The sequence below is a fragment of the Hyalangium versicolor genome, from assembly GCF_020103695.1.
GTDB classification, from domain to species: Bacteria; Myxococcota; Myxococcia; order Myxococcales; family Myxococcaceae; genus Hyalangium; species Hyalangium versicolor.
Genome location: NZ_JAHXBF010000002.1, coordinates 506,894 through 530,805, shown reverse-complemented (window position 1 = coordinate 530,805; position 23,912 = coordinate 506,894). Strand labels below are relative to the sequence as shown.

At 68.9% G+C, this 23,912-nt stretch carries 15 protein-coding genes and 1 riboswitch; of the genes, 8 read left to right on the top strand and 7 right to left on the bottom strand.

From position 1 onward, the window contains the following. Positions 1-11: 11 nt before the first annotated feature. The 6 genes from KY501_RS05700 to KY501_RS05675 form a co-directional block, all read right to left on the bottom strand. A complete protein-coding gene (locus tag KY501_RS05700) occupies positions 12-3,140 on the bottom strand; it encodes a DUF4175 family protein (RefSeq protein WP_224361498.1) in 3,129 nt (1,042 codons plus the stop codon). 155 nt (positions 3,141-3,295) lie between these two features. Further along, positions 3,296-3,874, bottom strand: a complete 579-nt coding sequence (locus KY501_RS05695) for a MarR family winged helix-turn-helix transcriptional regulator (protein ID WP_224361497.1) — start codon at positions 3,872-3,874, stop codon at positions 3,296-3,298. Between the two features lie 251 nt (positions 3,875-4,125). Continuing rightward, positions 4,126-4,347, bottom strand: a complete 222-nt coding sequence (locus KY501_RS05690) for a Kelch repeat-containing protein (RefSeq protein WP_224361496.1) — start codon at positions 4,345-4,347, stop codon at positions 4,126-4,128. Between the two features lie 298 nt (positions 4,348-4,645). Further along, positions 4,646-5,008, bottom strand: a complete 363-nt coding sequence (locus KY501_RS05685; protein WP_224361495.1) for a ComEA family DNA-binding protein — start codon at positions 5,006-5,008, stop codon at positions 4,646-4,648. Further along, positions 5,005-5,256, bottom strand: coding sequence for a hypothetical protein (locus KY501_RS05680; RefSeq protein WP_224361494.1), 252 nt, complete (start codon positions 5,254-5,256; stop codon positions 5,005-5,007). The genes KY501_RS05685 and KY501_RS05680 overlap by 4 nt, the downstream gene beginning before the upstream one ends. Positions 5,257-5,597: 341 nt before the next feature. Then, positions 5,598-6,260: a YcjF family protein gene (locus KY501_RS05675; protein WP_224361493.1), complete on the bottom strand. Its 663-nt coding sequence runs from the start codon at positions 6,258-6,260 to the stop codon at positions 5,598-5,600. A 227-nt stretch (positions 6,261-6,487) separates the two neighbouring features. On the opposite strand from KY501_RS05675, the gene KY501_RS05670 reads away from it, so the two are divergent. The 3 genes from KY501_RS05670 to KY501_RS05660 all read left to right on the top strand — a co-directional run bounded on the left by KY501_RS05670 (position 6,488) and on the right by KY501_RS05660 (position 10,921). Further along, the gene (locus tag KY501_RS05670; RefSeq protein ID WP_224361492.1) at positions 6,488-7,021 is read left to right on the top strand and encodes an FHA domain-containing protein; all 534 of its coding nucleotides are present in this window, start codon (positions 6,488-6,490) and stop codon (positions 7,019-7,021) included. Further along, positions 7,019-7,258, top strand: a riboswitch (cobalamin riboswitch). (Overlaps the previous gene by 3 nt.) 52 nt (positions 7,259-7,310) lie before the next feature. Continuing rightward, positions 7,311-9,314 (top strand): TonB-dependent receptor plug domain-containing protein, encoded by a 2,004-nt coding sequence (locus tag KY501_RS05665; protein WP_224361491.1) that lies wholly within the window; start codon positions 7,311-7,313, stop codon positions 9,312-9,314. Further along, positions 9,311-10,921 carry an MXAN_6577-like cysteine-rich protein gene (locus KY501_RS05660; protein ID WP_224361490.1) on the top strand — a complete coding sequence of 537 codons (1,611 nt, stop codon included), beginning with the start codon at positions 9,311-9,313 and terminating at the stop codon, positions 10,919-10,921. The genes KY501_RS05665 and KY501_RS05660 overlap by 4 nt, the downstream gene beginning before the upstream one ends. Before the next feature lie 66 nt (positions 10,922-10,987). Here KY501_RS05660 and KY501_RS05655 read toward each other — a convergent pair whose 3' ends face one another. Next, positions 10,988-11,716 (bottom strand): response regulator, encoded by a 729-nt coding sequence (locus KY501_RS05655; RefSeq protein ID WP_224361489.1) that lies wholly within the window; start codon positions 11,714-11,716, stop codon positions 10,988-10,990. 434 nt (positions 11,717-12,150) lie between these two features. On the opposite strand from KY501_RS05655, the gene KY501_RS05650 reads away from it, so the two are divergent. From KY501_RS05650 to KY501_RS05630, 5 genes are all read left to right on the top strand, one after another. Further along, positions 12,151-14,460, top strand: coding sequence for an SIR2 family NAD-dependent protein deacylase (locus KY501_RS05650; protein WP_224361488.1), 2,310 nt, complete (start codon positions 12,151-12,153; stop codon positions 14,458-14,460). Between the two features lie 111 nt (positions 14,461-14,571). After that, positions 14,572-16,272 carry an adenylate/guanylate cyclase domain-containing protein gene (locus KY501_RS05645; protein WP_224361487.1) on the top strand — a complete coding sequence of 567 codons (1,701 nt, stop codon included), beginning with the start codon at positions 14,572-14,574 and terminating at the stop codon, positions 16,270-16,272. A gap of 99 nt (positions 16,273-16,371) precedes the next feature. Then, entirely contained in the window at positions 16,372-19,443 is a 3,072-nt protein-coding gene (locus KY501_RS05640) for a serine/threonine-protein kinase (RefSeq protein WP_224361486.1), read from the top strand. A 102-nt stretch (positions 19,444-19,545) separates the two neighbouring features. Beyond that, on the top strand, positions 19,546-21,753 hold the full coding sequence (locus KY501_RS05635) for a fused MFS/spermidine synthase (protein WP_224361485.1): 2,208 nt from the start codon (positions 19,546-19,548) through the stop codon (positions 21,751-21,753). A gap of 99 nt (positions 21,754-21,852) precedes the next feature. Further along, complete coding sequence (locus KY501_RS05630) at positions 21,853-23,904, top strand: chloride channel protein (protein ID WP_444881605.1); 2,052 nt, start codon at positions 21,853-21,855, stop codon at positions 23,902-23,904. Positions 23,905-23,912 lie beyond the last annotated feature (8 nt).

Below are 23,912 nucleotides of genomic sequence, written 5' to 3'. Positions count from 1 at the left end.
CGGATGACGCCTCACTTCACCAGCTCCTCGTAGTAGCGCTTCACCTGCTCCCGGTAACGCTCGGGCGCCCCCTGCTTCATCGCGTCCAGCAGATCCTTGCGGAACTCCTTGGGCGCCTGGAACGCGTCCTCGTCCGGCAGCTCCACCTTGTCGCGCGGGTCCATGCCGTTGCCCTCGCGCCGCCCCATGCCCATGGGCAGCGGCAGTCCGCCCTTGCCCTGGCCCTGCTGGCTCTCCTTCATCTGCTGCTGGAAGCGCTTGAGCCCCTCCAGCGCCGCCTGCTGCTGGCCGTAGCCCCGGCCCGGATCCTGGCCTCCCATGCGCTGGGCCGCCTCGCCCATGCGCTGGCCGATCTCCTCCATCTGATCGCCGGCCTCCTGGCCGAACACGGGCGCCAACTGCTGCATCTCCTCCATCTGCTGGCGCAGCCCCTGGGCGCGCTGCTCCAACTGCTGTTGCTGCTCGGAGAGCTGCTTGAGCTGCTGGCGCTCCTGCTGGCTCAGCTGCGAGCCCGGCTCCGGGAAGAGCGACTGGAGCTTCTGGCTGACCTCCTGCATCGTCTGCGAGTTCTTGCGCAGCTCCTGGGCCAGCTGCGCCGACTGCTGGCGCACCTCGTCGGGGTTGCCGAACATCTCGTCCAGCTTGCGCTGGTGCTCGCCCATGGAGTCGAGCTGCTGGGCCATCTCCTCCGAGCGCTGGGCCGCATCCGCCGCCAGATCGTACGCGTCCGCCTTGAGCGCGTTCTTCAGGTTCTCCAGCTCGGCCTGGGCCTCGGACAGCGGGGCGGCCGCGCGGCTGTTGAGCTGGTCCGGCTTCACCGCCTGGTAGCTCTTCTGCACCTGCTCCACCTGCTTGAGCAGCTCGTCCTTCATCGCCTTGCCCTTCTCGTTGAGGCGATCGCGGTTCTGGTTGCGAGCCTTGTCGCGCAGGGCCTTGGTGGCCTCGGCTACCTGCTGCTGCTCCTGCATCGTCTTCTGCAGGTCATCCATGAAGCTGCCGAACTTCTGCGCCAGCTCGGGATACTGCTCGCCGCCCATGCTGCCCTGTTCCTTGTTGAGCGACTCCATCATCTTGTCCATCTGCATGGAGAGCTCCTGGAGCTTGGCGAGCGCCTCGTCCGCCTTGCCCTCGCGCATGAGCTTCTCCACCTGATCCAGGCCGCTCTGCATGTCCTGGTCCTTCATCAGCTCGGCGACGGCCTCCGCGTTGAAGTGCTCGTCGCGGATGCCCTTGCGCAGCTCGGCCATGCGCTGCATCAGCTCGTTGATGCGCTGGCGCATCTGGGAGATCTCTTGGAGGATCTGCTGGCGCGCGGCGTCGTTGGGGCTGTTCTTGTACTGCTCGATGAGGCTGGCCAGGTCCCTGCGCTCGTCGGCCAGTTGCTTGGCCAGGTCCTGGAGCGCCTCCAGCTTCTGCCGGTCCAACAGGGACTCCAGGTAGAGGATGTCCTTCTCCGTCTCGGAGATTTCATCCTTCACCGCGGCCGTGAGCCGGGTGCCGGTGCCCCAGTCCTCACCGCGCAGGCGCTGGGTGCGCAGGTACAAGCGCCGGAAGTCCGAGGTGGCCGAGATCTTCCGCGACAGCCCATCCGCGATGTTGAGCAGCGCGCCGATCAGCTCCTTGGGCATGTTCCGCTCGCGCGCCAGGTCCTGCGCCAGCGCGCGCATGTCCGAGATGAGCTGCTGGCCGCTGGTGTCCACCTTCTGGCCGGCGGTGATGCGCTCGGCGTCCTTCTTGTCCTCGTGGTCCGCGCCATCCAGCCGGTCCGCGAGGTGGTCCACCAGCCGGCCCCAGAGCGCCTCGGCCTTCTGCAGGGCGGCGCGGCGGTGCTCGGCGGCGCTGTAGATGCGCAGGACCTGGGTGCGGCTGACGCCCCGCTTGGGGCCCTCCACCGCGTCGTTGTCCTTGGCCTCGATGTAATAGGTGATGCGATCACCGGGCTTCAGGGGGAAGCGGCTCAGGTCCCACGTGTACGTGCCCTTGCTGCGGCGGCCGTCCTCGCGAGGCAGCGGTACGCTCGTCTCCTGCTGCGAGCCCGGCGTGCGGAACATGAGGGCCACCCCGCTCAGGCCGTAGTCGTCACTGGCCTCGTACTTGAGCGTCACCTGCTGGCCCGGATCCACCTCGAGTTCCGTGGCGGGCGTGAGCAGCGTGACCTGGGGCGCCGCGTCCACCTCGACGTTGAGGGAGATGTCCGGGCCGACGACGGAGCGGACCTTGTGGCTGTCGAAGACGAAGTGGTAGCGGCCTGTCTTCTTCGCCACGAAGGAGCCCGTCAGCTCGCGCTTGCCCTCGACCTTGAGGGGAAGTGTCTCGTCGTTGACGACGATTTCGGCGCGCTCCACCTCGCGGTCCGAGCGCGTCTTGAGCACCACCTCGGTGCCGGCCGGCGCGCTCACCTCGCCGTTGGTGCCCGCCACCGTGCGCGGCGCGAGCCCCGTGTAGGCCGGGTAGCGGTAGGTCAGCTCGATGTCTCCGGTGATGGGCTCGGCCTGCGCGGAGGCGGCCGCTTCGTGGCCCGCCTCCCAGGCCTTCGCCACGCCCGCGCGCCAGCTGCCGCCGGCCAGCACCAGGGCGACCACCGCGGCGAGCGATACGGCGCCCAACACCTGGGCCGCGCGCTTGAGGCGCCGCTTGTCCACGACGGAGGCCGGATCCACCATCCGGGCCCGCCAGTCCATCTGGCTGAGGAAGGCGGCCACCAGCATCTGCGAGTGCTGCTCGGTGCCGTTCTGCTGCGAGAGCTCCACGGCGGCGAGCACGTCCAGGGACAGCTCCGGCCTCCGCTCGCCGATCAGCCGCGCGGTGCGGAAGTCATCTCCGACGAGCCGCCGGGACAGGATGATGCCCAGGGCGCATGCCACGGCGATGCCCGCGAGCGGCGCGAGGATCAACAGCCACCGGCCGAGGTCCGGCGCCACGAGTCCGAGGAAGCCGCCCGCGAGGGTGAGCACCAGGAAGGCGCCGACGCCGAGCAGGGCGCCCTCCATCCAGAGCTGTCGGCGCTGGCGGGTGCGGACGGTGGCGAGCAGGGTGTCCACCTGGCGCGAGCGCAGTCGCTCCTGGACCACGGGCTGGGCGCGTGGGGGCAGGGGAGGTGGGAGTTCAGGGCCTGGGGTCTGCGGGGTTTCGACGGTCACAGTCTCGTCCGCTCAGTAGCGAGGCAACCCGCAGGTGGGCCGCCTATTTCCCAATTCTGTAGCAAGCTCCGCCCGCGTGCGCGGCCCTTCGCGAGGAGAGGGCCTCGGCGGAGGGGCGCTCTGTCAGGCGGAGGAAGGAGGCAGGGGCCGGAGGTTCAGCGGGCGGCGGGACGGTGGTCCGCGCCCTCGTTCGTCTGCTCTGCGGCGGAGGGGATTCCACCCAGCTCCTCGGCGAGGGCGGTCAGGACGTCCTGGGTGTGAAGGATGCGCGCGCGGGTCATCCTCGACAGCACCCGCTGCACGGCGGATTCCACGGTTCCGGTGGAGGGAACATCGAGCACGCGTCCGGCCTCGGTGAGGGCGAAGAGGGCCTTGCGGCCATCGAGCGGATCCGACTTGCGCTCCAGCAGGCCACGCTTCTCGAGGCGCTTGAGGACGCCGGTGAGGGTGCTGGGGTGGACGTGGAGGATCTGGGCGAGCGCGCCCGCGGTGATGCCTGGGAAGCGGCCGACCAGGCGGAGCACCAGGCGCTGAGGCCCGGTGATGCCGAGGGTGGACTCCATGCGCTTGGAGGTGGACTGGAGGCCATGGTCCACGGCCCACAGCAGGCGCATGAACTCGAGGACTTCCCCTAACTGGGGGCCACGGGATTTCTCTGGTTGCTCTGCGACCGGTGTCTCTACGTTCTCTTCCTGTTCTACAGTCTCTTTCAACTCCGCCTCCAAGTTCCCCATCCGTTACTCTTAGCTCTGTTCACCCTTTCCATAGAACGAAGATCGATTGCACCACCAAGAAGGGCAAGTCGGAGAGCAGTCTGACAGGCTACCTCAGGGGTTGCCTGTCCGTGGGGAGACATCCTAGCGGGCCTTGGAGTTGGGATGGGTTTTGATGCGGTGCGTTACGGCGGTGAGCACGGGTCTGTTGTGCAGGGTTCGTACAACCCTCAGTGGTTCCGAGGGTTTGTCGCACTGCGTCGGAGCGGGCGCTATTTGGAGTAGAGGTAGAGGGGCGCCAGATATTCGTAGACGGCGTTGGTGGCTGAGCCTCCGCTGCTGGGCCAGCCTCCGATCAGCAGAACACCTCCGCGCAGCTGGGCGATGCCTGCCGCATAGCCCGTGTAGGGCGTGACTGCGCCGCTCGACCAAGTATTCGACGCAGGGTCATAGATGTAGTGGGAATTGACGTACGCGCTACCCGGGGAACCCATGCCTGAGTCAGCTTTCCCTGCGTGGACGTGACGCCGCCCTCGATGGAGGACACCTGGCTCGTGAGTGCCGACACGGAACTCGCGGACGCGAAGTCCGGTGCTCCCGTCACATCGCTCCATGAGTGCGTGTGAGCAGAGGGTGAGAACTGCGGAGGTACGCGGGACCCTGAAAAAGGGATGTACCCCTTCCGGGGCATGCTCCGCGCCAGACATCACTTCTCGCTGGGGCGACCCACGGATGGGAACAAGAAGGCCGCTCCGGTCACGACAGCACCGGAGCGACCCTGGGCTCGCTGCCTCAGTGCTTCGACTTCTTCTTCTTCGGTGCGTCCGAGCCGCCTCCCTTCTCCACCTTCAGCGTCGTGGGACCCTTGAGCGTCAGGTACGGCTCGAGCTTCTTGAACTTCTTCTTCCCGAAGCCCTTGACCCGCACCAACTCCTCGATGCGCTGAAAGGGACGCTTCTGCCGGTGCTCGAGGACCCGATCCGCCGCCTTCGCACCCACGCCCGGGAGACGATCCAGCTCATCCCGTGTCGCCTCGTTGAGGTTCACCACGCCCGTGTACTGCGTGCGGCCCTTGGCAGCCTCCGCCACCCCAGGCCCCAACAACATCAGCCCGAGCACCATCGCCCACGCCACCAGCACCGCACGTCCACTCACGAGTGCCCTCCCACGAGCCCCGACTCCAGCTCCGGATCGGACGCGTACCGCCCACCCGTCGCCTGCGCCCCGTCCCGCTTGTCCGCCGCCTCGCGCACGTGCAGCTTGCCGTCCAGCGGCAACACATCCAGCAGCACGTTCAGCGAGCCATCCTTGTTCACGAAGGCACTCCCCGCCCTCACCCAGATGCTCCCGCCCTTGCCCTCCCGAATGGAGAACACCGCCAACCGCTTTCCTGCCGTCAGCATCTTCCTTCCTCACTCCTTCACTCCCCCGCGCCACCACGGCTCGGGTGCCTCACTGGCTTCGACCGCCTGAGGTCGCCCCGCCTGGAGCAGCCGCCGTGCCAACGCGGTCTCCCCTCTGAACGCAGGCGGACACACCCTTCCCAGCGCGCCCCGAGCGTCCACGGACGTGGACTGCGTGGACGGTCGGGTGCTCGGAGAGATGTTCGGAAGGACCGCCCGCGCTTGAAGCGGCAGCCCGTGGCGGCGGTTCTGGACCAACTGGTATGACAAGTGGACCAGTTGGTCCAAACCGCGCCCGACAGGGGGCTCCTGCCTGGGCGCGAGTGGGGAAGGGCGAGGACCTATCGCTTCGCGGCGGTCTTCTTCGCAGCCGGTTTCTTCGCAGCGGTCTTCTTCGCAGCCGCCTTCTTCGCGGGAGACTTCTTGGCCGCAGCCCGCTTTCTCGGAGCCGGAGCCTCGTCCTCCTGGCTCGCCTTGTTGGCGATGTCCTGCACGCTCTTCTCGTTCCGCTTGCGGAAGCGCTCGAAGCCTTTCTTGGAGAAGAGGGTGCTGCCCTCGGCCTGGGCGCGCCGGAACACCTCTTTCAGGCCCTCGCGACTGAGGCGTGGGTTCTTGAAGTACTCCATCGCCACGCGGCCCATGGCCCAGTTGGCCGCGAAGGCCGGCGCCACCGTGAGGAGCGCTCCGAACACCGGCACCAGCGCCTTGATGCCCTGTCTCGCCAGCAGTCCGAGCCCCGCCGTGGTGCCCAACTCGAGGATGAGATCCCTCGCGGTGGCCTTGGTCACCTTCCGTCCGTAGATGTGCCCCACTGTGATGACCATGCCGGTCTGGATGGGCAACATGAGCACCACATCCGACAACGGCAGCGGAGAGATGGCCACCAGCGCCGCCGCGTACGAGCACAGGTTGATGACGTCCCTGGCTGCCTTGTCCCGGTCCTTCTCGGACACCTTGCTGAAGTCCCGTGTCCGAATGTCATCCAGTGTGTCGAGCCACGACATGAGTGTCCTCTCTTGCTCAGGTGCACCGAGCATACCCGGAGCCCGCCCCAAGAGCCTTCTGTCGGAGGCGAGACAGCGCGGGCGCGGGAGGCAAGCCTCCTCCGGCAAAATCACGCCCCGAGTGGAAGGTTGGGATCAGTGCAAGCCCCCCCGAGTCCAGGGGGGCTGGTCGCCACTGGAGGCCATGTACAGCTTCGGGCCTCGACTCAGGCCGGAGGGGTGGCGTCGTGGCGCTCAGGTTCTCGGTTCTGGCTTCGCAGCTCGTCTATGACCGTGAGGCAGTGCTCAAGGCCGTTTCCTGGCCGGTGCTCATCTGGGAGACCCCGCCGCCGCGACCCGCATCCCGCCTGGGCTTCATCGACTCCACCCTGTCCAACACCTGGGCCCGCCGGCCTACCTCCGTGGATCCACTCGTGCTCGAGCTGCGTTCGCGGACACCGGGCAAGGTGGAGGTCTCACTGGGGCGCGCGCCGGACTGTGATCTCGTCGTCGAGGACCCGACCGTCTCGCGGCTCCACGCCTGCTTCCGCCAGGAGCCCCACACGGGCATGTGGCAGGTGGTGGACTCCGAGAGCCACAACGGCACGTATCAGGCCGGCGTGCTCATCGTCCCCGGCCGGCCCGCGCCGCTGTTCGATCGCGCCTCACTGCGCTTCGGTGACGTGGAGATGGCGTTTCTCCAGGCTTCTGCTTTCGAGCAGTACGTGCACGCTCGCGCCCTGGCGCCCGTGCGCTTGACGAGCGCGGGCCTGAACCCCTAGAAGGGGCGCGCCTTTGGGTGCCCACTTCGGGCACGCAAGAGGGAAGCCGGTGGAAATCCGGCGCGGTCCCGCCACTGTATGTGGGCAGCCCTGAAAGTCGGGGCCGGAGTCCTCCGCAGTTCCCACTTGGGAGCAGCATCCCGGGGAAGGGAGAGGGCTCCTTCCGGAGAGGCGCAGTGTGCGCCCTCGCGCCGGAGCCCATGAGCCAGGAGACCTGCCCAGAGGTCCGGGCGTCCTCGTGACGCATCGGTGGCCTTCTCTCTTCGATGGAGAGAGCGGAAGGCGGAGCATGGGGCCGTCTCTTCTCGTCAGGGCCTTTGTGTGCCTGGCGGTCATCGCGAGTTCAATCGCACGGGCCCAGAGCGCGCCCGCGGCGGACGCCCCCGCTCCTTCCGAGCCCAAGCCCCAGGCGAGCCCCATCCCCACGGTGGAAGTTCATGCGCCTCGCGTGGTCGAGACCCTGGACTCGGCCCGCCAGAGGGATCCCTCCGGCGCGCTCACCGTCATCGAGACCGCTGACTTTGGCGGTGCGGCGAAGGATGCCGCCGAGGTGCTCTCCACCGCGCCAGGCGTGCAGGTGCAGGACTCGGGAGGCTTCGGGCAGAGCAAGAGCCTGGTGATTCGCGGAGCGTCTCCCACGGGCGTGCTCCTGCTGCTGGATGGCATCCCGCTCAACGGCGCGGGAGGTATTGCCGATGTCTCTCGCGTGCCGCTGCCCCTCGTGGAGCGCTTCGAGGTGCTGCGCGGTGGGGCCGGTGCGCGCTACGGCTCGGGAGGGCTGGGCGGCGTGGTGAACGTCATCACCCATCGCCCCGGCGAGCAGCCCCGTGTGGCGGCAGAGGCCACCTACGGCAGTTGGGACACGAAGCGGGGATGGCTGTCCGCGACGGGGCCGCTGCCGGGAGTGGATGCGCTGCTCGTCCTCCATGGCGGTGAGTCCGAGGGAGATTTCCCCTTCCTCTTCGACCCGAGCCCCGCGTTCCCAGGAGATGATCTCGTCGAACGCCGACGGACGAACAACGACGCGCGCGAGGCAGGCGGGCTGTTGCGGTTGAGGCATGCGTGGGGCAACGGCTTCGCGCTGGACCTGCTTGGCGAGTTGTCCGCCGAGGACCGAGGGCTGGCGGGCACCGCGACAAATCCGATTCCAGATGCGCGGCAGAGCACGGGGCGCCTGGCGACGAGCCTGCGGCTCTCGGGCAAGCTCGGTGGCGCTCGGGGCTCCGCGAGGGCCTGGTTTCGAGGCGATCGCATCAGCTTGTCCGGCGGGCCTGCTTCGAATCAAGGCAGCCAGGTGCAGCGGGTGGGTGGAGTGGAGCTGGAGGCGCGCAAGCCGTTGGGCGGCTGGCACATCGTGTCCGCGACGCTGACCCTGTCCGCCGAGGATGTCACTGGCGTGGAGGCAACCACCCAGGAGGACTCCCGGCCGAACTGGTTGCACTCCAGCGCCATGGTGATGGACGAGCTGTGGCTGGCCGAAGGCCGACTGGTTATCGCGCCATCGCTTCGGGTGGAGCGCGCGGGGCCGTACACGCTCTTCTCTCCGAAGCTGGGCGCCACGCTGAAGCTGCCTGCGAACCTCGAAGTGCGAGCCAACGCCGGCCAGGCCCACCGCGCTCCCTCCTTCCTGGAGCTGTACGTGCGCCAGGGCGTGCTGCTGCCCAACCCCACGCTGCGTCCGGAGCGCGCGCTGTTCGCGGACCTGGCGCTGGTGCACCGCACCGAGCACTCGCTGGCCTCGCTCGGAGGCTTCTACAGCCTCTATGAGGACCTCATCCTCTATGAGCTGTACCCGCCCTTCGCCGCGAAGCCCTACAACTTCGCCGCCGCGAGCGTGGCCGGGCTCGAGGCCGAGGGCGAGTGGCGCCCGTACCCGTGGGTGGCGGGCACGCTGGGTTACACACTGCTCGTCTCTCGCAATCGTCGCGATGACCCGCGCTACTACGGCAAGGAGCTGCCGTACCGGCCTCGGCACAAGCTGAGCGCGCGCGTGTCCGGTGGCCCCCGCTGGCTCACGGGCCGGGTGGAGGTGGCGGCCCAGTCCGCCCAGTTCACCAACCGCACCGAGGAGGCCGTGCTGCCGGGACGCACGCTCGTCCACGCCGGGCTCTCCAGCGCTTGGGGCCACTCCCCCGAGCTGACCCTCTCCCTGGAGCTGAAGAACGTCTTCGATGTGCACGCCGAGGATCTCGACGGCTACCCACTTCCGGGCCGCTCCGCCTACCTGACGCTGGCGGTGGCGTTCGGCGGTCCTTCCCCCTCGAACCCCCAACAGAGGATGGACTCTCGATGAGCAGCAGACAGATGAGGTGGGCGCAGACGGCTCCCAAGTGGTTGACGCTGATGGTGGCGGCCTTCGGGCTGCTGCTCACAGGTTGCCCGGATGAGGGTGTGGAGTGTGGCGAGGGCCTCACGGACTGCAACGGGAGCTGTGTGGACCTGAGCAGCACGGCCACGGCCTGTGGCGCGTGCAATGTCGCCTGCGGACAAGGACAGGTCTGTGTCGAGAGTGCCTGTCAGTGCCAGGCAGGGACCCAGGCGTGCGCCGGGGCGTGCGTCGCCACCGCGTCCGATCCGCGCAACTGCGGTGGCTGCGGCATCGTCTGCGGTTCGGGCCAGGTCTGCGAGAGCGGCCAGTGCAAGCTGACCTGCTCTCAGGGCCTCACGGTCTGCGGGAACTCGTGCGTGGACCTGGCGAAGGACTCGGGACACTGCGGCTCCTGCGATACCGCGTGCACCGATGCCAAGAGCTGCCACGCGGGACTGTGCACCTATGACGTCGTCGCCGCCTGCTTCAACACCGGCCAGGTGGTGGGCATCCAGGCCGGCACGAGCATCAAGGGCCCCAACCGGCAGCTCGGCGAGCGTCCGCAGACTGTGGCGGGCATGCAGGACGTGTTGCTGGTGCTCGATGCCGCGAAGAAGCTGCGCCAGGCCCGGTTGACGGACTACTCCGTCCTGCCTGGAGCCCCCGATACCGGTAATGCTCCCAACCAGGTGCTCGTGGAGGACCCCTACGTCTATGTCATCAACTCCACCAGCAATACGCTCCTGGTGCTCCAGCGCAAGACGCAGCCGGGCCCGCTCACCGACGGTACCCGCTTCCCGCAGGGCCTGGGGCTCGAGCCCGTGGCCAGCGTGGACTTCGGCGCCAACACCAACCCGTTCGCCATGGCGAAGCTCGGCACGGACCTCTGGGTCACGCTCTACGGCAACCTCGGGGGTGATGTGTCCGCCGGAGGCAAGGTGGCGCGCGTCGATGTGAAGAACCCGCTCCAGCCCCAGCTGAGCACGCCGTACATCCAGCTCCCCACCGGTGGCGCGCTCCAGCCGTTCGAAGACAGCAACCCCGTCCCCTCGCCCGCGGGCATCGTTGCCCACCACGGCCGCCTCTACGTGACCCTCAACAACCTGGATCCGAACACCTTCGGTGCTGGCGGCCCCGGACTGGTGGCCCGGATCGATCCGCAGTCCCTCGAGGTGACGTACCTGTCGCTCGGCGACAACTGCCTCAACCCGGGTTGGTTGGCGCCCGTGGGCGACAAGCTGTTGGTGAGCTGCGGGGGCGACGCTACCTATGATGCGAACTACAACCTCGTGGCAGTGAAGAAGACCGCCGTCGTACTGCTCGACGCGCAGGACGCCGTGGCCGCCACCCAGGTCCTCGAGTGCCCGGCAGCCAATAGCTCCTGCGCCCTGCCGTCCGCCGGCCGCTTTGCCGTGGTGGGCAGCCTGGCCTACGTGGGGGACAACAATGCGGGTCGCATCTTCGTCTACGACGTCACCAGCTCCGGCATCACCGAGGTCCGTGGCCTCGGCGCGTCCGCGCAGCCGCCCATCCCCGCCTGCCAGAACTCGTCGGGCTTCTCCCTCGTGGGGGATGTCGTCGCCATCCCGTAGCCGCTTCCTCTGAGTCTCCCGCCAGCCGCGGTCCGAAATGCCGCGGCTGGCACCCAGAGGCGGGAACTACCGTCCGCAGGCGGCCGTCGCGAACCTGCCGCCGTGCGTCAGCGCTTCGATCTTCACCATGCGCCGGCGCGTCTCATGCTCCGTCAGGAAGATGCGCAGCGCATCCCGGATGAAGGGCAGCGACTGGGTGAGCTTGTCCACGTCGAGGATCTCCGGATCCACATTGGCCCGCTGGCACGCCCGGGCAATCGTCGTCGCGGCCACTACCGGCGCCAGCCCGCAGATGGCCACCACCTGATCGAACAGCGAGCGCTCTTCAGCCACAGCCTTCGACGACGCGGGAGCCAGGGTGACGGCTGGGAATTCGGGCTCCGTGGTCCGCCGCCGCAGCAGGTTGCGCACCTGCGCGCGCAGCAGGCCCAGGTCGCTCGCCTTGGGGCAGAAGGCGTCCACTCCGGCCGCGAGCGCCTCGGCCATCGTCTGGCTCTCGAAGCGCGCGGTGAACATCAGCAGCGGCACGGCCGCCATCCTCGGATCCAGCCGGATGATGCGCGAGGCCGCGATGCCATCCATCCCCGGCAGCACCAGGTCCATCAGGATGCAGTCCACCGATTCGCGCTTCAGCAGCGAGAGCGCCTCCTCGGCGGAACCCGCCGCCAGCAAGTCGTACCCGTCCTTGCGCAGCTCCTCCATCACCGCGTGGAGGAAGGTGGCGCTGTCATCCACCAGCAGCACCCGGCGGCGTGTCACGGCCACGAGCTTCGGCTCGGTTTCCACGGGCTTCATACCGCTCCTTCCTCGCTCCAGAGCCTCGCGGTGGGGTGGGTGGATGTCTGACTCGTCTGCACGGAGCTCACCTCTGTATGTCTTGAGGTGAGGCATGCCCGTTGGATCGCGGAACTTTCCTGCGCTACTGCCCCAAGCTGCGGATGGAGGCTCTCATTCATCTTCCGCCTCAACCTTCAGGTTGTCGCCGGCCCGCGCGCTGCTGCACCGGAAGAGGGTTCGACACACCGCGTTCGCGTGCCGGTCCGGTAAAGCCAGTGTTCATGGCGGGCAACGCACTTCCCGGCCACGCCATTTCCGAGGAGCGCACTTGGAGCGTCGGAAAGACGACAGGCGGGCGGTGGAGGAGGCTTCCTCCCGAGTGCTGAGAATGTGGGGAGCGGCTCCCGCTAGCGGTTGGCAAGCAGCGGCCTGGTGGTCGATCGTTGTCCCCCATGACTCCGAAGCTGCCCGGGTTGCTCGTCCGCTACATCCAGGAGAAGCGGTGCGTGGTGTTCGTCGGCGCGGGCCTGTCGGCGGGAGCAGGGTTGCCCACATGGGGTGCGCTGTTGGAGATGGGCATCGACGAGGTGGTCCGTTCGCTGCCGGAGGGGGAGGAGCACCAGGACGAGCTTCGCGAGCTGGTGAAGCGGGGCAAGTTGCTGGAGGTGGCGGAGTTCTGCCGGGACAAGCTGGGCCCGGCCTACCACCAGTTCCTCACGGAGAAGGTTCGCGGCGATCAGGCCACGCTCCCCGCGACGCACGACGTGCTGATGCAATTGCCCTTCAGTGCGTGGGTGACGACGAACTACGACAAGCTGCTGGAGCGGGCCTACTCGAAGGTGCTGGGCGGCTACCCGAGGACGTTGACGCACAAGGACACGGAGCCTCTGGGCCGGCTGCTCTTCGAGGGAGGAAGGTTCATCCTCAAGGCGCACGGAGACATCGACCGGCCCGACACGGTGGTGCTCACCTCGCACGACTACAGCGAGATCATCCACGCCAACCCCGCCTTCAACGAGGCCTTCAGCGGACTGCTGCTCTCCAAGGCGCTGTTCTTCGTGGGCTACTCGCTGTCGGACCCGGACTTCCGGCTGCTGATGGACCGGCAGCTCACTCACTTCAAGGGCTTCGTCCCCGAGCGCTTCGCCTTGATGATGGATGTGGGGCGGGTGGAGCGGGACGTGCTCTGGCGCACGGCGCGCATCCGCGTCATCTCCTATGAGAAGGGAAAGCACGGGCAGGTGCTGCAGTTCCTCGAGGACTTGAAGGCGGCGGTGTTGCCGCAGCCCGTGGCGCAAGCGGTCGGCGGGAGGTCGCCCGAGGGGCGCGAAGCGGCTCAGGTCGTGGCGCCCCCTCAGGTGGTTTCGCACAACCAGGCGCCCCCGCAGCAGTCCGGGCTCTCACGGCTGATGGCCAACGTGTGGCCTGGCTCGCCGTCGCCGCCAGCATCGGCTCCGGCTCCCGCTGCGGGCCCGGCCAGGGGAGCGACGGCTGCTGCAGGAGGCGTTCTGCCCAACATTCTTGTGGTGGATCCCCCTGAGCCTCCCAAAACGTTTCCGCTTGGCCTAGCGCCGGAGAGCCTGGGATCTCCGCTGTTGTCCTTCGGGCTGGAGAGCTACAGCGGGGAGGCCTCGGATGAGGAAGCCTTGCTGCAGCCCGCTCCTATCGGGCCGGATGTGCTCGCCCTCGAAAGGTTCGTGCGTGGGCAGGTGAAGTTCCGGCTCACCCGCCAGGGCCAGGAGGTGGCGGACGGGATTGCCCAGGCCGCGTTGAACCGGGAGATAGGGCTGTTCCTACAAAAGGCGGCCGGCGAGGGGATGGGTGGCGAGCTGCCCGCCTCGCGCTACGAGGAACTCACGCGGATCTTCGAGAAGCATGGAGTCTGGAAGGTCCTCGACGTGCTGGGCACAGGGGCGGGTACGTCGCAAGCGCCGCTCGTGTTGCGAGTTCCCCCCCGCCTGTCGTGGTTCCCCTGGGAGCTCCTTCCGGTCCAGGGCCAGCCGATGTGCCTCCAGCGCAAGCTGGTCCGTGTACCCGTCGGCGTCCCCGAGAAGGCCCGAGGGGCTCCGCGAGTTCGTCCCACGCCGCGAGTCCTGCTCATCGGAGGTCGAGGCGGGGGGAATACGGAGCGGGAACTCGAGCGCATCACGCGCCAGTACCCGCTCGCGCGGGGTTTCTCCTGCACGGTCCTTCATGGAGCCGACGCCACCTTCGCCCGTGTCATGGCGGAGTTGGATGCAGGGCTCCCCGATCTTCTCCACTACTCGGGACAGGTGGGCCGGGTGGACGGAGAACTCTTCCTGAAGCTCTCGGGTGATGTGGACCTCTCGGAAGGCACCTTGCGCTCCATTCTCAGCCGGGGGCGGTTGCCCTTCCTGGTGCTGAATGCGCCCTCCTCGGCGTTCGCCCCTCCCGTCTTCGGTTGGTACGCCACCGAGGCGCGTGCCCTGCGGATGCCGGCGCCTGCTTCCGACGCCTCCGTCTTCGAAGGGCGCGAGGGCTTCATGGACCTGGCCACCGACCTGGGCGTGGGCGCGTTCATCGGAGCCTTCGACGGGCCGAACGCCGAAGCCGGCACGGCCTTCATGGCCGCCCTCCATCACGATCTCGCCACAGGACTGCCCGTGGCCGACGCCGTCCTCCGCGCGCGGCAGGAGGTCCGCAAGGCCTTCCCGTCGGCGCCCACGGCCCTCCAGTACGTCCTCAGCGGTGATGGCGAGCTCCAGCTCTGGGACTCGCGCCGCGAGAATATCCACGATTGACGCGTTGCGATAGAGCCGCTCTCCTTCAGCTCCTTCCGCGCGTGAAATCGTCAGCACCCGAATGGAGAACCGCGCTGATAACCAAGGTGGTCGTGTAATCTCGAGGAACTGATGTGGCAGATCATCATCAACGGGCCGGGCTACTTCGACACGCCATACGATCTCCCCGAAGGTGTGACGAGCCTCGGTCGAGCGGATGAGAACGACATCGTGCTCGGGGGAGATCTCGTCTCCCGCAAGCACGCCCGTCTCTACGTTGATGGGGATGCTCTGCGCATCGAGGACCTGGGGAGCCGCAACGGCAGCCGCATCAACGGCCAGCCCCTGCAGGGCACCCGGGGCCTCAACCCGGGAGACACCGTCGCCCTGGGGGAGAACACCCTCTCCGTCCGCCAGCCTCACACGGTGGAGAGCGCCGCCACGGAGATGGTGGACCTGGGCGCGGGCGGGGTGCGCCGCTTCGGGACGGGCGAGGACGTGGCGCCCTCCGTCATCCTCGCCAAGAACGTGAAGGACCTGGACGTGCTGCGCGCGCTCGACAACTTCGCGCCCGTCCCCTTCGATAATGCTACGGGGACCGCCACCCCGATTGCCCCGGGTGCCGCCAGCCCCCGCGTCTCCTACGAGACGCTGGTCCTGCTCTTCCGCACCGCGGAGGCGCTGGCGACCGCCGACGCACTGCCCGCCTTCCTCGAATCCGCCATGGACCGGGTGCTCGAGCGCACCGAGGCCACCACCGCCGTGGTGCTGCTGCGCCACTCCAGTGGCGTCCTGGTGCCTGCCTCGGTGCGTCACCGGGGCAAGCTGGCCAAGGGCGAGGTGCCCGTTTCGGACGCCATCGTCGAGGAGGCCCTGCGCCAGGGCCGTGCGCTGGCCGTGGGCGACGTGCGGGATGACCGGCGCTTCGCGGGCCGCGAGAGCGTCATCCTCTATGGTGTGGACCGGGTGCTGTGCATCCCCATCGGCCACGAGGCGCCCTTCGCGGGCGTGCTCTACGTCAATACCCCGGCCGAGGCGGAAACCACCCTGGAGGTGATGCTCGAGGCCTGCACCGCCGTGGCCCACCTGGTGGCCAGCGGGGTGCAGCGCTTCGCGAACCAGCCCCAGAGGGATGGGGGTGGCACCAACGCGGGCCTGCGCCGGGCGCTGGAGCGCTTCCACCCCCCGGAGGTGGCCGAGCGCCGCGCCACGGAGGCCCAGCGCACCGGCGGCCGGCTGCCCGCCCTGGAGGAGCGGCCTCTCACCGTGCTCTATGCGGAGATGGTGGGCTTCGGAGCGCTGAGCGCCCGGATCGGCTCGGTGCGGGCCACCGCCGTGCTCAACGACTTCCACGCGAAGATGGGCGGGCTCATCTTCAGCTTCGAGGGCGCGGTGGAGGCCTTCGTGGGCGAGTCCGTCCGGGCCCTGTTCGGCTACCCCTCGGGGCGGCCAGATGATCCCGTCCGGGCGGTCCGGACGGGGCTGGCGTTGCGGGCGGACTGGCAGCGGACCATGGCGCGCCGGCCCGCGGACGAGCGCTGCGAGCTGCGCATCGCCATCCACACCACCAAGGGCCTGGTGGGGATGATCGGGCCGGAGTCCCGGCTGGACCTCAGCGCGGTGGGCGAGGGGGTGCCGGTGGCCGGGTGGCTGGCGTCCACCGCCTCGCCGGGGCAGGTGCTGATTACGGGCAAGACGCTGGCCTCCATCGGGGCCCGTTTCGACGTACTCCCTCTGGGGGAGCGACTCGTGAGGCCCCCCAAGGACAAGGTGGCGGCCTTCGAAGTGCTGGAGGAGGATGTCCCCCAGCTCACCAGTCCGGGGGTCAGGTAGGCGGGGAAAAGGCGGTTCAGTGGCCCTGCGTCCGGTTGACCGGTTGAGAGCCAACCCCGAAACAGGCTTGAATGCGCAGTCCGTGGCCCTCCGCACCGCATGAACACGTCTGCTCCCTCAGCCCGGCTGCGCCCCTTCCGGCCGCAGCCGTTCGGCCGGTACACGCTCCTGTCCCATCTGGCGACAGGCGGCATGGGGGAGATCTACCTCGCCCGGCTGGAGGGCGCGCAGGGCTTCGAGAAGCTGTGCGTCATCAAGAAGATCCTTCCCCAGCTGGCCGAGGACAAGGAGTTCGTCGACCGCTTCGTGGGTGAGGCGCGCACGCTGGTGAAGCTGCACCACGGCTCCATCGCCCAGGTGCTGGACATGGGGCTGCACGAGGGCGATGCGTACATGGCCCTCGAGTACGTGGACGGCAAGGACCTGCGCAAGGTGGCCGGGCGGGTGCGGGACAAGGGCGTGCCGCTGCCGCTCACCTTCGTGCTCTTCGTGATGGGGCGCGTGCTGGACGCGCTGGCGTACGCGCATCGCAAGCGGGACGACGACGAGAAGGAGATCAACCTCGTCCACCGGGACATCTCCCCGCAGAACATCCTCATCTCCTACGAGGGGGAGGTGAAGGTGATCGACTTCGGGTTGGCCAAGAGCCGGCTGTCGGCGGCGAAGACCAACCCGAGCATCATCCTGGGCAAGTTCCTCTACATGTCGCCCGAGCAGGCGAAGCACCAGCAGGTGGATCGCCGCAGCGACCTGTACGCGGTGGGGCTGTGCCTCTACGAGCTCATCACCGGAAAGAACCCCTTCGACAGCGTGCACCCCGGAGAGCTGATGTCCGCGGTGGCCAACCCGCGCATCACCCCGCTGCTCGAGGTGGAGTCGTTCACCCCGCCGCCCGTGGCGCAGCTGGTGATGAAGGCGCTGGCGGTGGATCCCGCCCAGCGCTTCCAGACGGCCGAGGAGTTCCGCGGCAGGCTGGTCAGCGTGCTGATGGAGATCGACCCGAGCGCGGGGCCCGAGAGCGTCAGCCGCTTCATGCGCGACGTGTTCTCCGTCGAGTTCCAGAGCGAGCGCAAGCTGCTGGCGCAGCTCAAGGATGCGCAGCGGATGGGGGAGCTGCCCCTGCCTCCCCGCTCGGAGCTGGACACGGATCCGGGCGCGCGCTTCCCGCCGCCGAGCCTACCAGCGAAGACGATCAAGTTGGATCCGCCCTCGCAGCCGCTCTCCTTCCAGCCCACGCCGCGCAGCCGGCCCGGCGGCGCGGCGCAAGAGGAGGAGACGCGGCCCGGGGTGCCGCTGGTCGATACGCGCCCCGCGGTGTCCTTCGAGGCGCTGGATGCGGCCGCGCGCGCCCGGGTGCGCCCGTCGCTGGCGTCCACCTCGCCCAACACCGAGACCGTCACGGTGGAGGTTCGCACCGATCCTCACGATCGGGTTCCCCCGCTGCCCACGGCAGCCCCCGCGAGTCCTCGCGCGCCCGGGCCGACGGTGGAGGTGCCCATTCCGTATGTGCCTTCGGCGGCCATTCCGCCCGGGGCTGCACCGCCCGCGCCGACCGCTGGCACGGCGAGGACCCTGGAGGCGCCTCGGGCTCCCGTGCCGCCGCCTCCGCCGCCGCTCAGTGGGGCCGCGCTGAAGTCCTCGGATGCCCCGCGCGGGGCCATACCTCCACCGCCGCCTCCAGCGAGCGCGCCGGCTCCGAAGCTCGGCGATGCGCAGCGGGCGGGACCGCCGCCACCGCTTCCAGCCAGCGCCTCGGCTGTCCGGAACATGGAGACCCAGCGCGTGTCCGTGGGGCCTCCACCTCCTCCCGCGGCTGCGCATGCGCCCGAGTCGGAAGACGCTGAGATCGATTCCTTGTTCCTGGAGCCCACGGGGCCCATGGGGCAGCCTTCGTCTTCCGAGTCGTACGTCACTCCTCCCAACCCCATTCCCGCGGTGCGTGAGGCCTCTCCGCCTCCGGTTCCCGACGAGGAGCTGCCGCAGGAGGCTGCCGAGGAGCCCGAGCCCTCTGGGAGCTCGCGGGAGCGGTCCCGTGGCGCTTCGCCGCCCGCGCTGGAGCTGGCGCTCGAGAGTCTCGACGCCGTTCCGGAGCCGAGCCGCCGAGGCCTGGACGACACGCACCCCAGCTACCAGATGGCTTCCTCGAAGCCCGCGGAGGACACACAGCCGCGTGTCGTGCTGGACGAGGCGGCCTTCCGGGGGCAGCAGGAGCCCGAGGAGCAGGTCGTCGTCGGCGGCATGCTGGAGGACTCGGCCGCCAACCGTACGAAGCCTCCGCGGCGCCAGCGCGGCTCGGCGGGTGGTCTGCCTGCGGTGTCCCGAGGCGCCTCGAACGCAGCGCGAGGCCCGTCCCGTCCGCTCCCGGCCGAGGACAGCGAGTCCCCGAGCGAGGACTCGGATCCGGTCGGCATCGAGATCGAGGATGGAGGGGAAGCGGCACGGGATCCGCGGGATGACACCCGGAAGACGCCAATTCCGACCCGGCCCGGGGAACGGCGTACGCACCGCGAGGACGCCCGGCGCGCCGCGGCTGCGGCTGCGGCTCCCGAGAAGAAGCGCTCGTGGCTGTGGCTCATGGTGAGCTTCATGCTGCTGGTGGTGGCGGGCGCGGCGGTCGTGGTGTTGCTGCCTCAGTTGGAGCTCATGCTGAATCTGGGGGCGGAGCCGAAATCCAGGCCGCCTCCGGCCGTGCCCATCCGCCCGCAGCCTGCTCCGAGCGGTACGCCAGGGGCGGTGGCTCCGGCAGGGACTGCGGCTCCAGGGGTACCGCCTCCCGAGCCTGTGGTGCCTCCTGCCGCGGCCGAAGCTGTGGCTCCCGTCACCAAGGAGACAGCCGAGGAGGCGGCGGTGGATGACGACATGCTCGTTCCCCTGCCCAACGCGTCTCCCCCCGCGCCCGCCAAGAAGGCCTCGTCCTCGAAGGCATCCAAGAAGGGACCGCGCAGCAAGGAGAGCGCCGAGCTCCAGAAGGAGTGGGCCCAGGTGCGCACCCTCTACGCGAGGATGACTGAGGAGCAGGGGTGCGAGAACCGCAAGTTGGCGCTCGTCTGCAGGGTGTATGAGGACGTGAAGACGGATGTCACCGACCTCGGGGATGGATTCGACCCCAAAGTCCTTGACCAGGTGAGGAAGCTGCGGAAACAGATCCAGCAGCAGATTGCCCGGCAGTAGCTGCTCGGGGGGGCATGCTCCCTCGCTGGCCCTGGCAGGCGGGCACGTGGCGCACTCCTGGAATGCGGCAGGCTCGCTCTGGCGGTGTAGCCTAGCCCTCGGATGCCTCGGTACGCCCTCACGCTCTTCACCAGCGCCTTTCTGCTCTTCGGGGTCCAGCCACTGGTGGGGAAGTTCGCGCTGCCGTGGTTCGGCGGGACGCCCGCGGTGTGGACGGCCTGCATGCTCTTCTTCCAGGCGGCACTGCTGGCCGGCTACGCCTATTCGCATGGGGTGGCCACGCGCCTGAAGCCGCGCTCGCAGGTGAAGTTGCACCTGGGGTTGTTGGGGCTGACGGTGGGGGTGCTCGCCGTGCGCGCGCTGTGGGTGGGCTCGCCCGTGGCGCCCGGGCCCGAGTGGCGTCCGAGTGGGGTGGAGGGACTCACGGGCCGGCTGCTGGCGATGCTGGCGGTGACGATCGGCCTGCCGTTCTTCGTGCTGTCCACCACGGCGCCGCTGCTGCAGAGCTGGTTCGCCCGTGCGCGGCCGGGGGTTTCGCCCTATCGGCTCTACGCGCTGTCGAACGTGGGCTCGTTGCTGGCGCTGCTGGGTTATCCCTTCCTGGTCGAGCCCTATGTGCCGCGCAGCGTGCAGGGTTGGGGCTGGGCGGCGGGGTTCGTCCTCTTCGTCGCGGGCTGCGTGACGTGCGCGGTGGATCTCTGGAAGCGGGCGGCAGTGCCGGGGCCCAAGACGGAAGTGGCCGTGGCTCCGGAGGCTCCGATGGAGGAGGGGACTCGGCCGGGACTGGGGCGGACGCTGGCATGGCTGGTGCTGAGCGCGTGCGCGTCGGTGCTGCTGCTGGCGACGACGAACCAGCTCTCGCAGGACGTGGTGGCCGGGCCGTTCCTGTGGGTGCTGCCGTTGGCGATCTACCTGCTCACCTTCATCCTCGCCTTCGAGAGGGAGGCGCTGTACCCGCGCGGGGTGTGCATCCTGCTGCTCATCGTCTCGGTGGCAGGGGTGACCTGCTCCATCTTCGAGGGGCCGCACTTCCCCCTGGCGTTGCAGTTGCTGGCATATGGCGGGGCGCTGTTGGCGGGCTGCATGGTGTGCCACGGCGAGTTGTACCGCCTGCGGCCGGCGCCTCGGCACTTGAGCGCCTTCTACCTCTGGGTGTCGGTGGGCGGGGTGCTGGGAGGGCTCATCGTCAGCGTCGTGGCGCCGCGCGTGTTCGATACGTATGCGGAGTATCCGCTGGCGCTGGCGGCGTGCTGCGGGGTGGCGATGGTGGTGCTCCTGCCTCGGCCCGCGGGCGAGCAGGGGGTGGCCCGGTTGGGGCGGAACCTGCGCGTCTTCGTGTTGGCGGGCGTCGCGTGCGGGCTGGCGGTGGCGGTGGCGGACAGCGGCAAGGGGTTGCGGCTGACGGCGCGCAACTTCTTCGGGGTGGTGCAGGTGCTGGAGAATGGAGTGGGCAATGCATACCGGCACCAGTTCTCACTCAAGCACGGCGCCATCACCCATGGCGTCCAGTTCGCCTCTCCGGATCGACGGCGGCAGGCCACGGCGTATTACACCTGGGACAGTGGTCTGGGGTTGGCCATCGCCGAGTTCCGGCGTGTCCATGAGGCTGTGGGGCTGCCCCCGGGACTTCGCATCGGAGTGATGGGGTTGGGGGTGGGCACCAGCGCGGCGCTCATGCAGGCCGGCGACACGGTGCGCTTCTACGAGATCAACCCGAAGGTCATCTCCCTGGCGCAAGGGGAGGGGAGCTACTTCAGCTTCCTGAAGGACTCGGGGGCGAAGGTGGAGGTGGTGGAGGGGGATGCGCGCATCTCGCTGGAGCGAGAGCTGGAGCACGGCGAGGAACAGGCCTTCGATGTGCTGGCGCTGGACGTGTTCAGCTCGGACTCGATTCCAATGCACCTGCTCACGGAGGAGTCGGTGGCGGTGTATCGCAAGCACCTGGCTCCGCACGGTGTGCTGGCACTGCACATCAGCAACGTGCACCTGGACCTGGTGCCCATCGCCCTGGCGCACGCGCGGACGTTCGGGATGTACGCCACGCTCGTGGTCAACGAGACGAAGGGGGATGCGCTGCGCAGCCAGTGGATGATCCTCAGCCCGGATGCGGAGTTCTCGTGGGGCCGCACCTTCGTGGAGACGAGTTCGCGCGTGCACCGGCTGGAGTTGGTGGAGCCTCCAAAGCTCACCTGGACGGATGACCGCAGCAGCGTTCTGCCGGTGCTACGCCGTTCGCGGCCGCTGGTGGAGACACGGCTCCTGTCCCATCCGCCGTCCACCCGGCCCGTGGTCCAGCCTGCTTCGCCCTGACAGTCAGCAGGTGACCGCAGGTCTACGGCTTGACGTTTCCTTCCGTGCGCCAACCCGTTGCCCTTCCAGGGCAGTGCGGCTGTGCGAAGCTGGCAAGCGATGTCCGTCCCCTTGAAGCTGCGAACGTTGTGGAGAGTCGGAGTGCGTCGGCTGCTGGCAGCTGTCCAGCGGCTCCGGTTGCCGGGGCCCTCGGTCCTTCCCGTGGCCGGTGCCGTCGTGGGCGTCTACAGCGGGCTGGCCGCGGGACTCTTCGCCAACCTCATCCTCCTCGTCCATGGGTTGAGCCTCGGCTTTCCGCTCCTTGTGGATGCATTCCGTTCTGGCACCGAGGCCCGGTTGCAGCTCACCGAGGCCCTCATGTCCGCGCGTTGGCACTTCGAGTTCATCATCGTCGGCATTCCCCTGGGGCTGGGAGCCCTCGGGCTGGCGCGCCTCATCGAGCCTGGTGAAGGGCGAGAGGTCGTCCGGCGCCGCCTCGAGGTGCTCGCTCTGCTCGTGCTGGGCGCCTTGTCCCTCTACTACCCGCTCGTAGGGCTCGCCGCGGTGAACACCCTGCTGCAACACGCACGCGGTGTGGGCAAGGACATCGAGCAACTGTCCCCCTTCTTCGTCGTGCTCGCCCCGGCGCTCGGTGGCGCGCTCGTGGGACGGCTGCTCCGTGACAGGCCCGAGACTCACGGCCACGGCGTGCCCGAGGTCGTCAAGGCCGTGGAGAGCCAGGCCCGGCTTCCCGCGCGCAATGGCCTGCTCAAACTGGCCGCCTCCGCCGTCACCATCGGCACGGGAGGTTCGGCCGGGCGCGAGGGCCCCATCGTCTACGGTGGTGCGGCCTTCGGCTCCGAGGTAGGCCGCACCCTGGGCTTCACCCAGCGGGAGCTGGCCATCCTCATGGCCAGTGGCGCGGGCGCGGGCATCGCCGCCTCCTTCAATGCCCCCGTGGCCGGCGCCATCTTCGCCATGGAGATCCTCCTGGCCGAGTTCCAGCTCCGCGTTTTCTCGCCCATCATCCTCGCCAGCGTCACCGCCACCATGGTCAGCCGCGGCATCATGGGCAGCGCCGCCATGCTGGAGCGCGTGGCCTATATGATGGTGAGCGGCTGGGAGATCGTCTTCTACGTCCTGCTCGGATTGCTCTGTGGAGCCCTGGCCTACGCGTTCATCCAGGCGCTGCACGGCGTGGAGGAGTTCTTCCGAGGCCACCGCCCGGGACGCCTGTCCGCGTGGCTCGGCCGGCAACCCCTGCACCTCCGTGCCGCCATCGGAGGACTGCTGGTAGGACTGCTCGCGCTGGCACACCCCGTCGTGTGGGGCACCGGGCACGAGTACGCCAATGACGCGCTGGTGCGAGGGCTGCCGCTGGCCCTGCTCGCCTCCGGGTGCGTGCTCAAGCTGGTGGGCACCGCGCTGACGCTGGGCTCGGGAGGCTCGGGAGGCACGTTCTTCCCGGTGACAGTCATCGGTGCCATGGCGGGCGGAGCTTTCGGCGAGCTGCTTCACACCTTCATGCCCGAGATCACCGCGCCCAGCGGCGCCTACGCCATGGTGGGCATGGGCGGAGCCGTGGCGGCCATGACGCGCGGGCCGCTCACGGGGATGATGATGATGTACGAGCTGAGCGGGAACTACGCCATCATCCTGCCGCTGATGGTGACCTGCACGCTGGCCTCGGCGCTCTGCCACGTGCTGGTGGAGCGACGCGCGGCGAGAGCCGGAGCTCGGAAGCTCGCACTGCGACGCACGCCCGTGCGCACCCTGGTCACCTGGGCCGAGCCCGTCGCTCCAGAGCTCCCCGCCACGGAGCTGCGCGAGCGCCTGCTCACCTCCACCGCGGCGGCGCTGCCGGTGCGAGGCTCGGACGGGAAGCTGAGAGGCGTGGTGGTGGCGGGAGCGCTGGGCGATCGCTGGCAGCAGGCGGGAGAGGCCGCCACGGTGGAGGCGCTGCTGGATGCCGGGCCCGTGCTCACCCCCGAGATCCCCGTGGGAGAAGCCCTGGCGACCATGGACGCGCAGTCCCTGAACGTGCTCGCGGTGGACGGCGGCGAGCGCGTGGGCGTGGTGACGCGCAAGGGCCTGGAGCACTTCCTCCAGACAGGCCCGCGGGAGGATCTCCAGCACGAGCCCGCGTTCGGAGTCACCGAGCTCCGGCACTGAGCAGCGGC

Bases quoted from the DNA above. Each gene is read 5' to 3' on its own strand.
- KY501_RS05695 (WP_224361497.1), bottom strand. From the start codon at position 3,874: ATGGGGAACTTGGAGGCGGAGTTGAAAGAGACTGTAGAACAGGAAGAG.
- KY501_RS05690 (WP_224361496.1), bottom strand. From the start codon at position 4,347: ATGGGTTCCCCGGGTAGCGCGTACGTCAATTCCCACTACATCTATGAC.
- KY501_RS05680 (WP_224361494.1), bottom strand. From the start codon at position 5,256: ATGCTGACGGCAGGAAAGCGGTTGGCGGTGTTCTCCATTCGGGAGGGC.
- KY501_RS05675 (WP_224361493.1), bottom strand. From the start codon at position 6,260: ATGTCGTGGCTCGACACACTGGATGACATTCGGACACGGGACTTCAGC.
- KY501_RS05665 (WP_224361491.1), top strand. From the start codon at position 7,311: ATGGGGCCGTCTCTTCTCGTCAGGGCCTTTGTGTGCCTGGCGGTCATC.
- KY501_RS05660 (WP_224361490.1), top strand. From the start codon at position 9,311: ATGAGCAGCAGACAGATGAGGTGGGCGCAGACGGCTCCCAAGTGGTTG.
- KY501_RS05655 (WP_224361489.1), bottom strand. From the start codon at position 11,716: ATGAAGCCCGTGGAAACCGAGCCGAAGCTCGTGGCCGTGACACGCCGC.
- KY501_RS05650 (WP_224361488.1), top strand. From the start codon at position 12,151: ATGACTCCGAAGCTGCCCGGGTTGCTCGTCCGCTACATCCAGGAGAAG.
- KY501_RS05645 (WP_224361487.1), top strand. From the start codon at position 14,572: ATGTGGCAGATCATCATCAACGGGCCGGGCTACTTCGACACGCCATAC.
- KY501_RS05640 (WP_224361486.1), top strand. From the start codon at position 16,372: ATGAACACGTCTGCTCCCTCAGCCCGGCTGCGCCCCTTCCGGCCGCAG.
- KY501_RS05635 (WP_224361485.1), top strand. From the start codon at position 19,546: ATGCCTCGGTACGCCCTCACGCTCTTCACCAGCGCCTTTCTGCTCTTC.
- KY501_RS05630 (WP_444881605.1), top strand. From the start codon at position 21,853: ATGTCCGTCCCCTTGAAGCTGCGAACGTTGTGGAGAGTCGGAGTGCGT.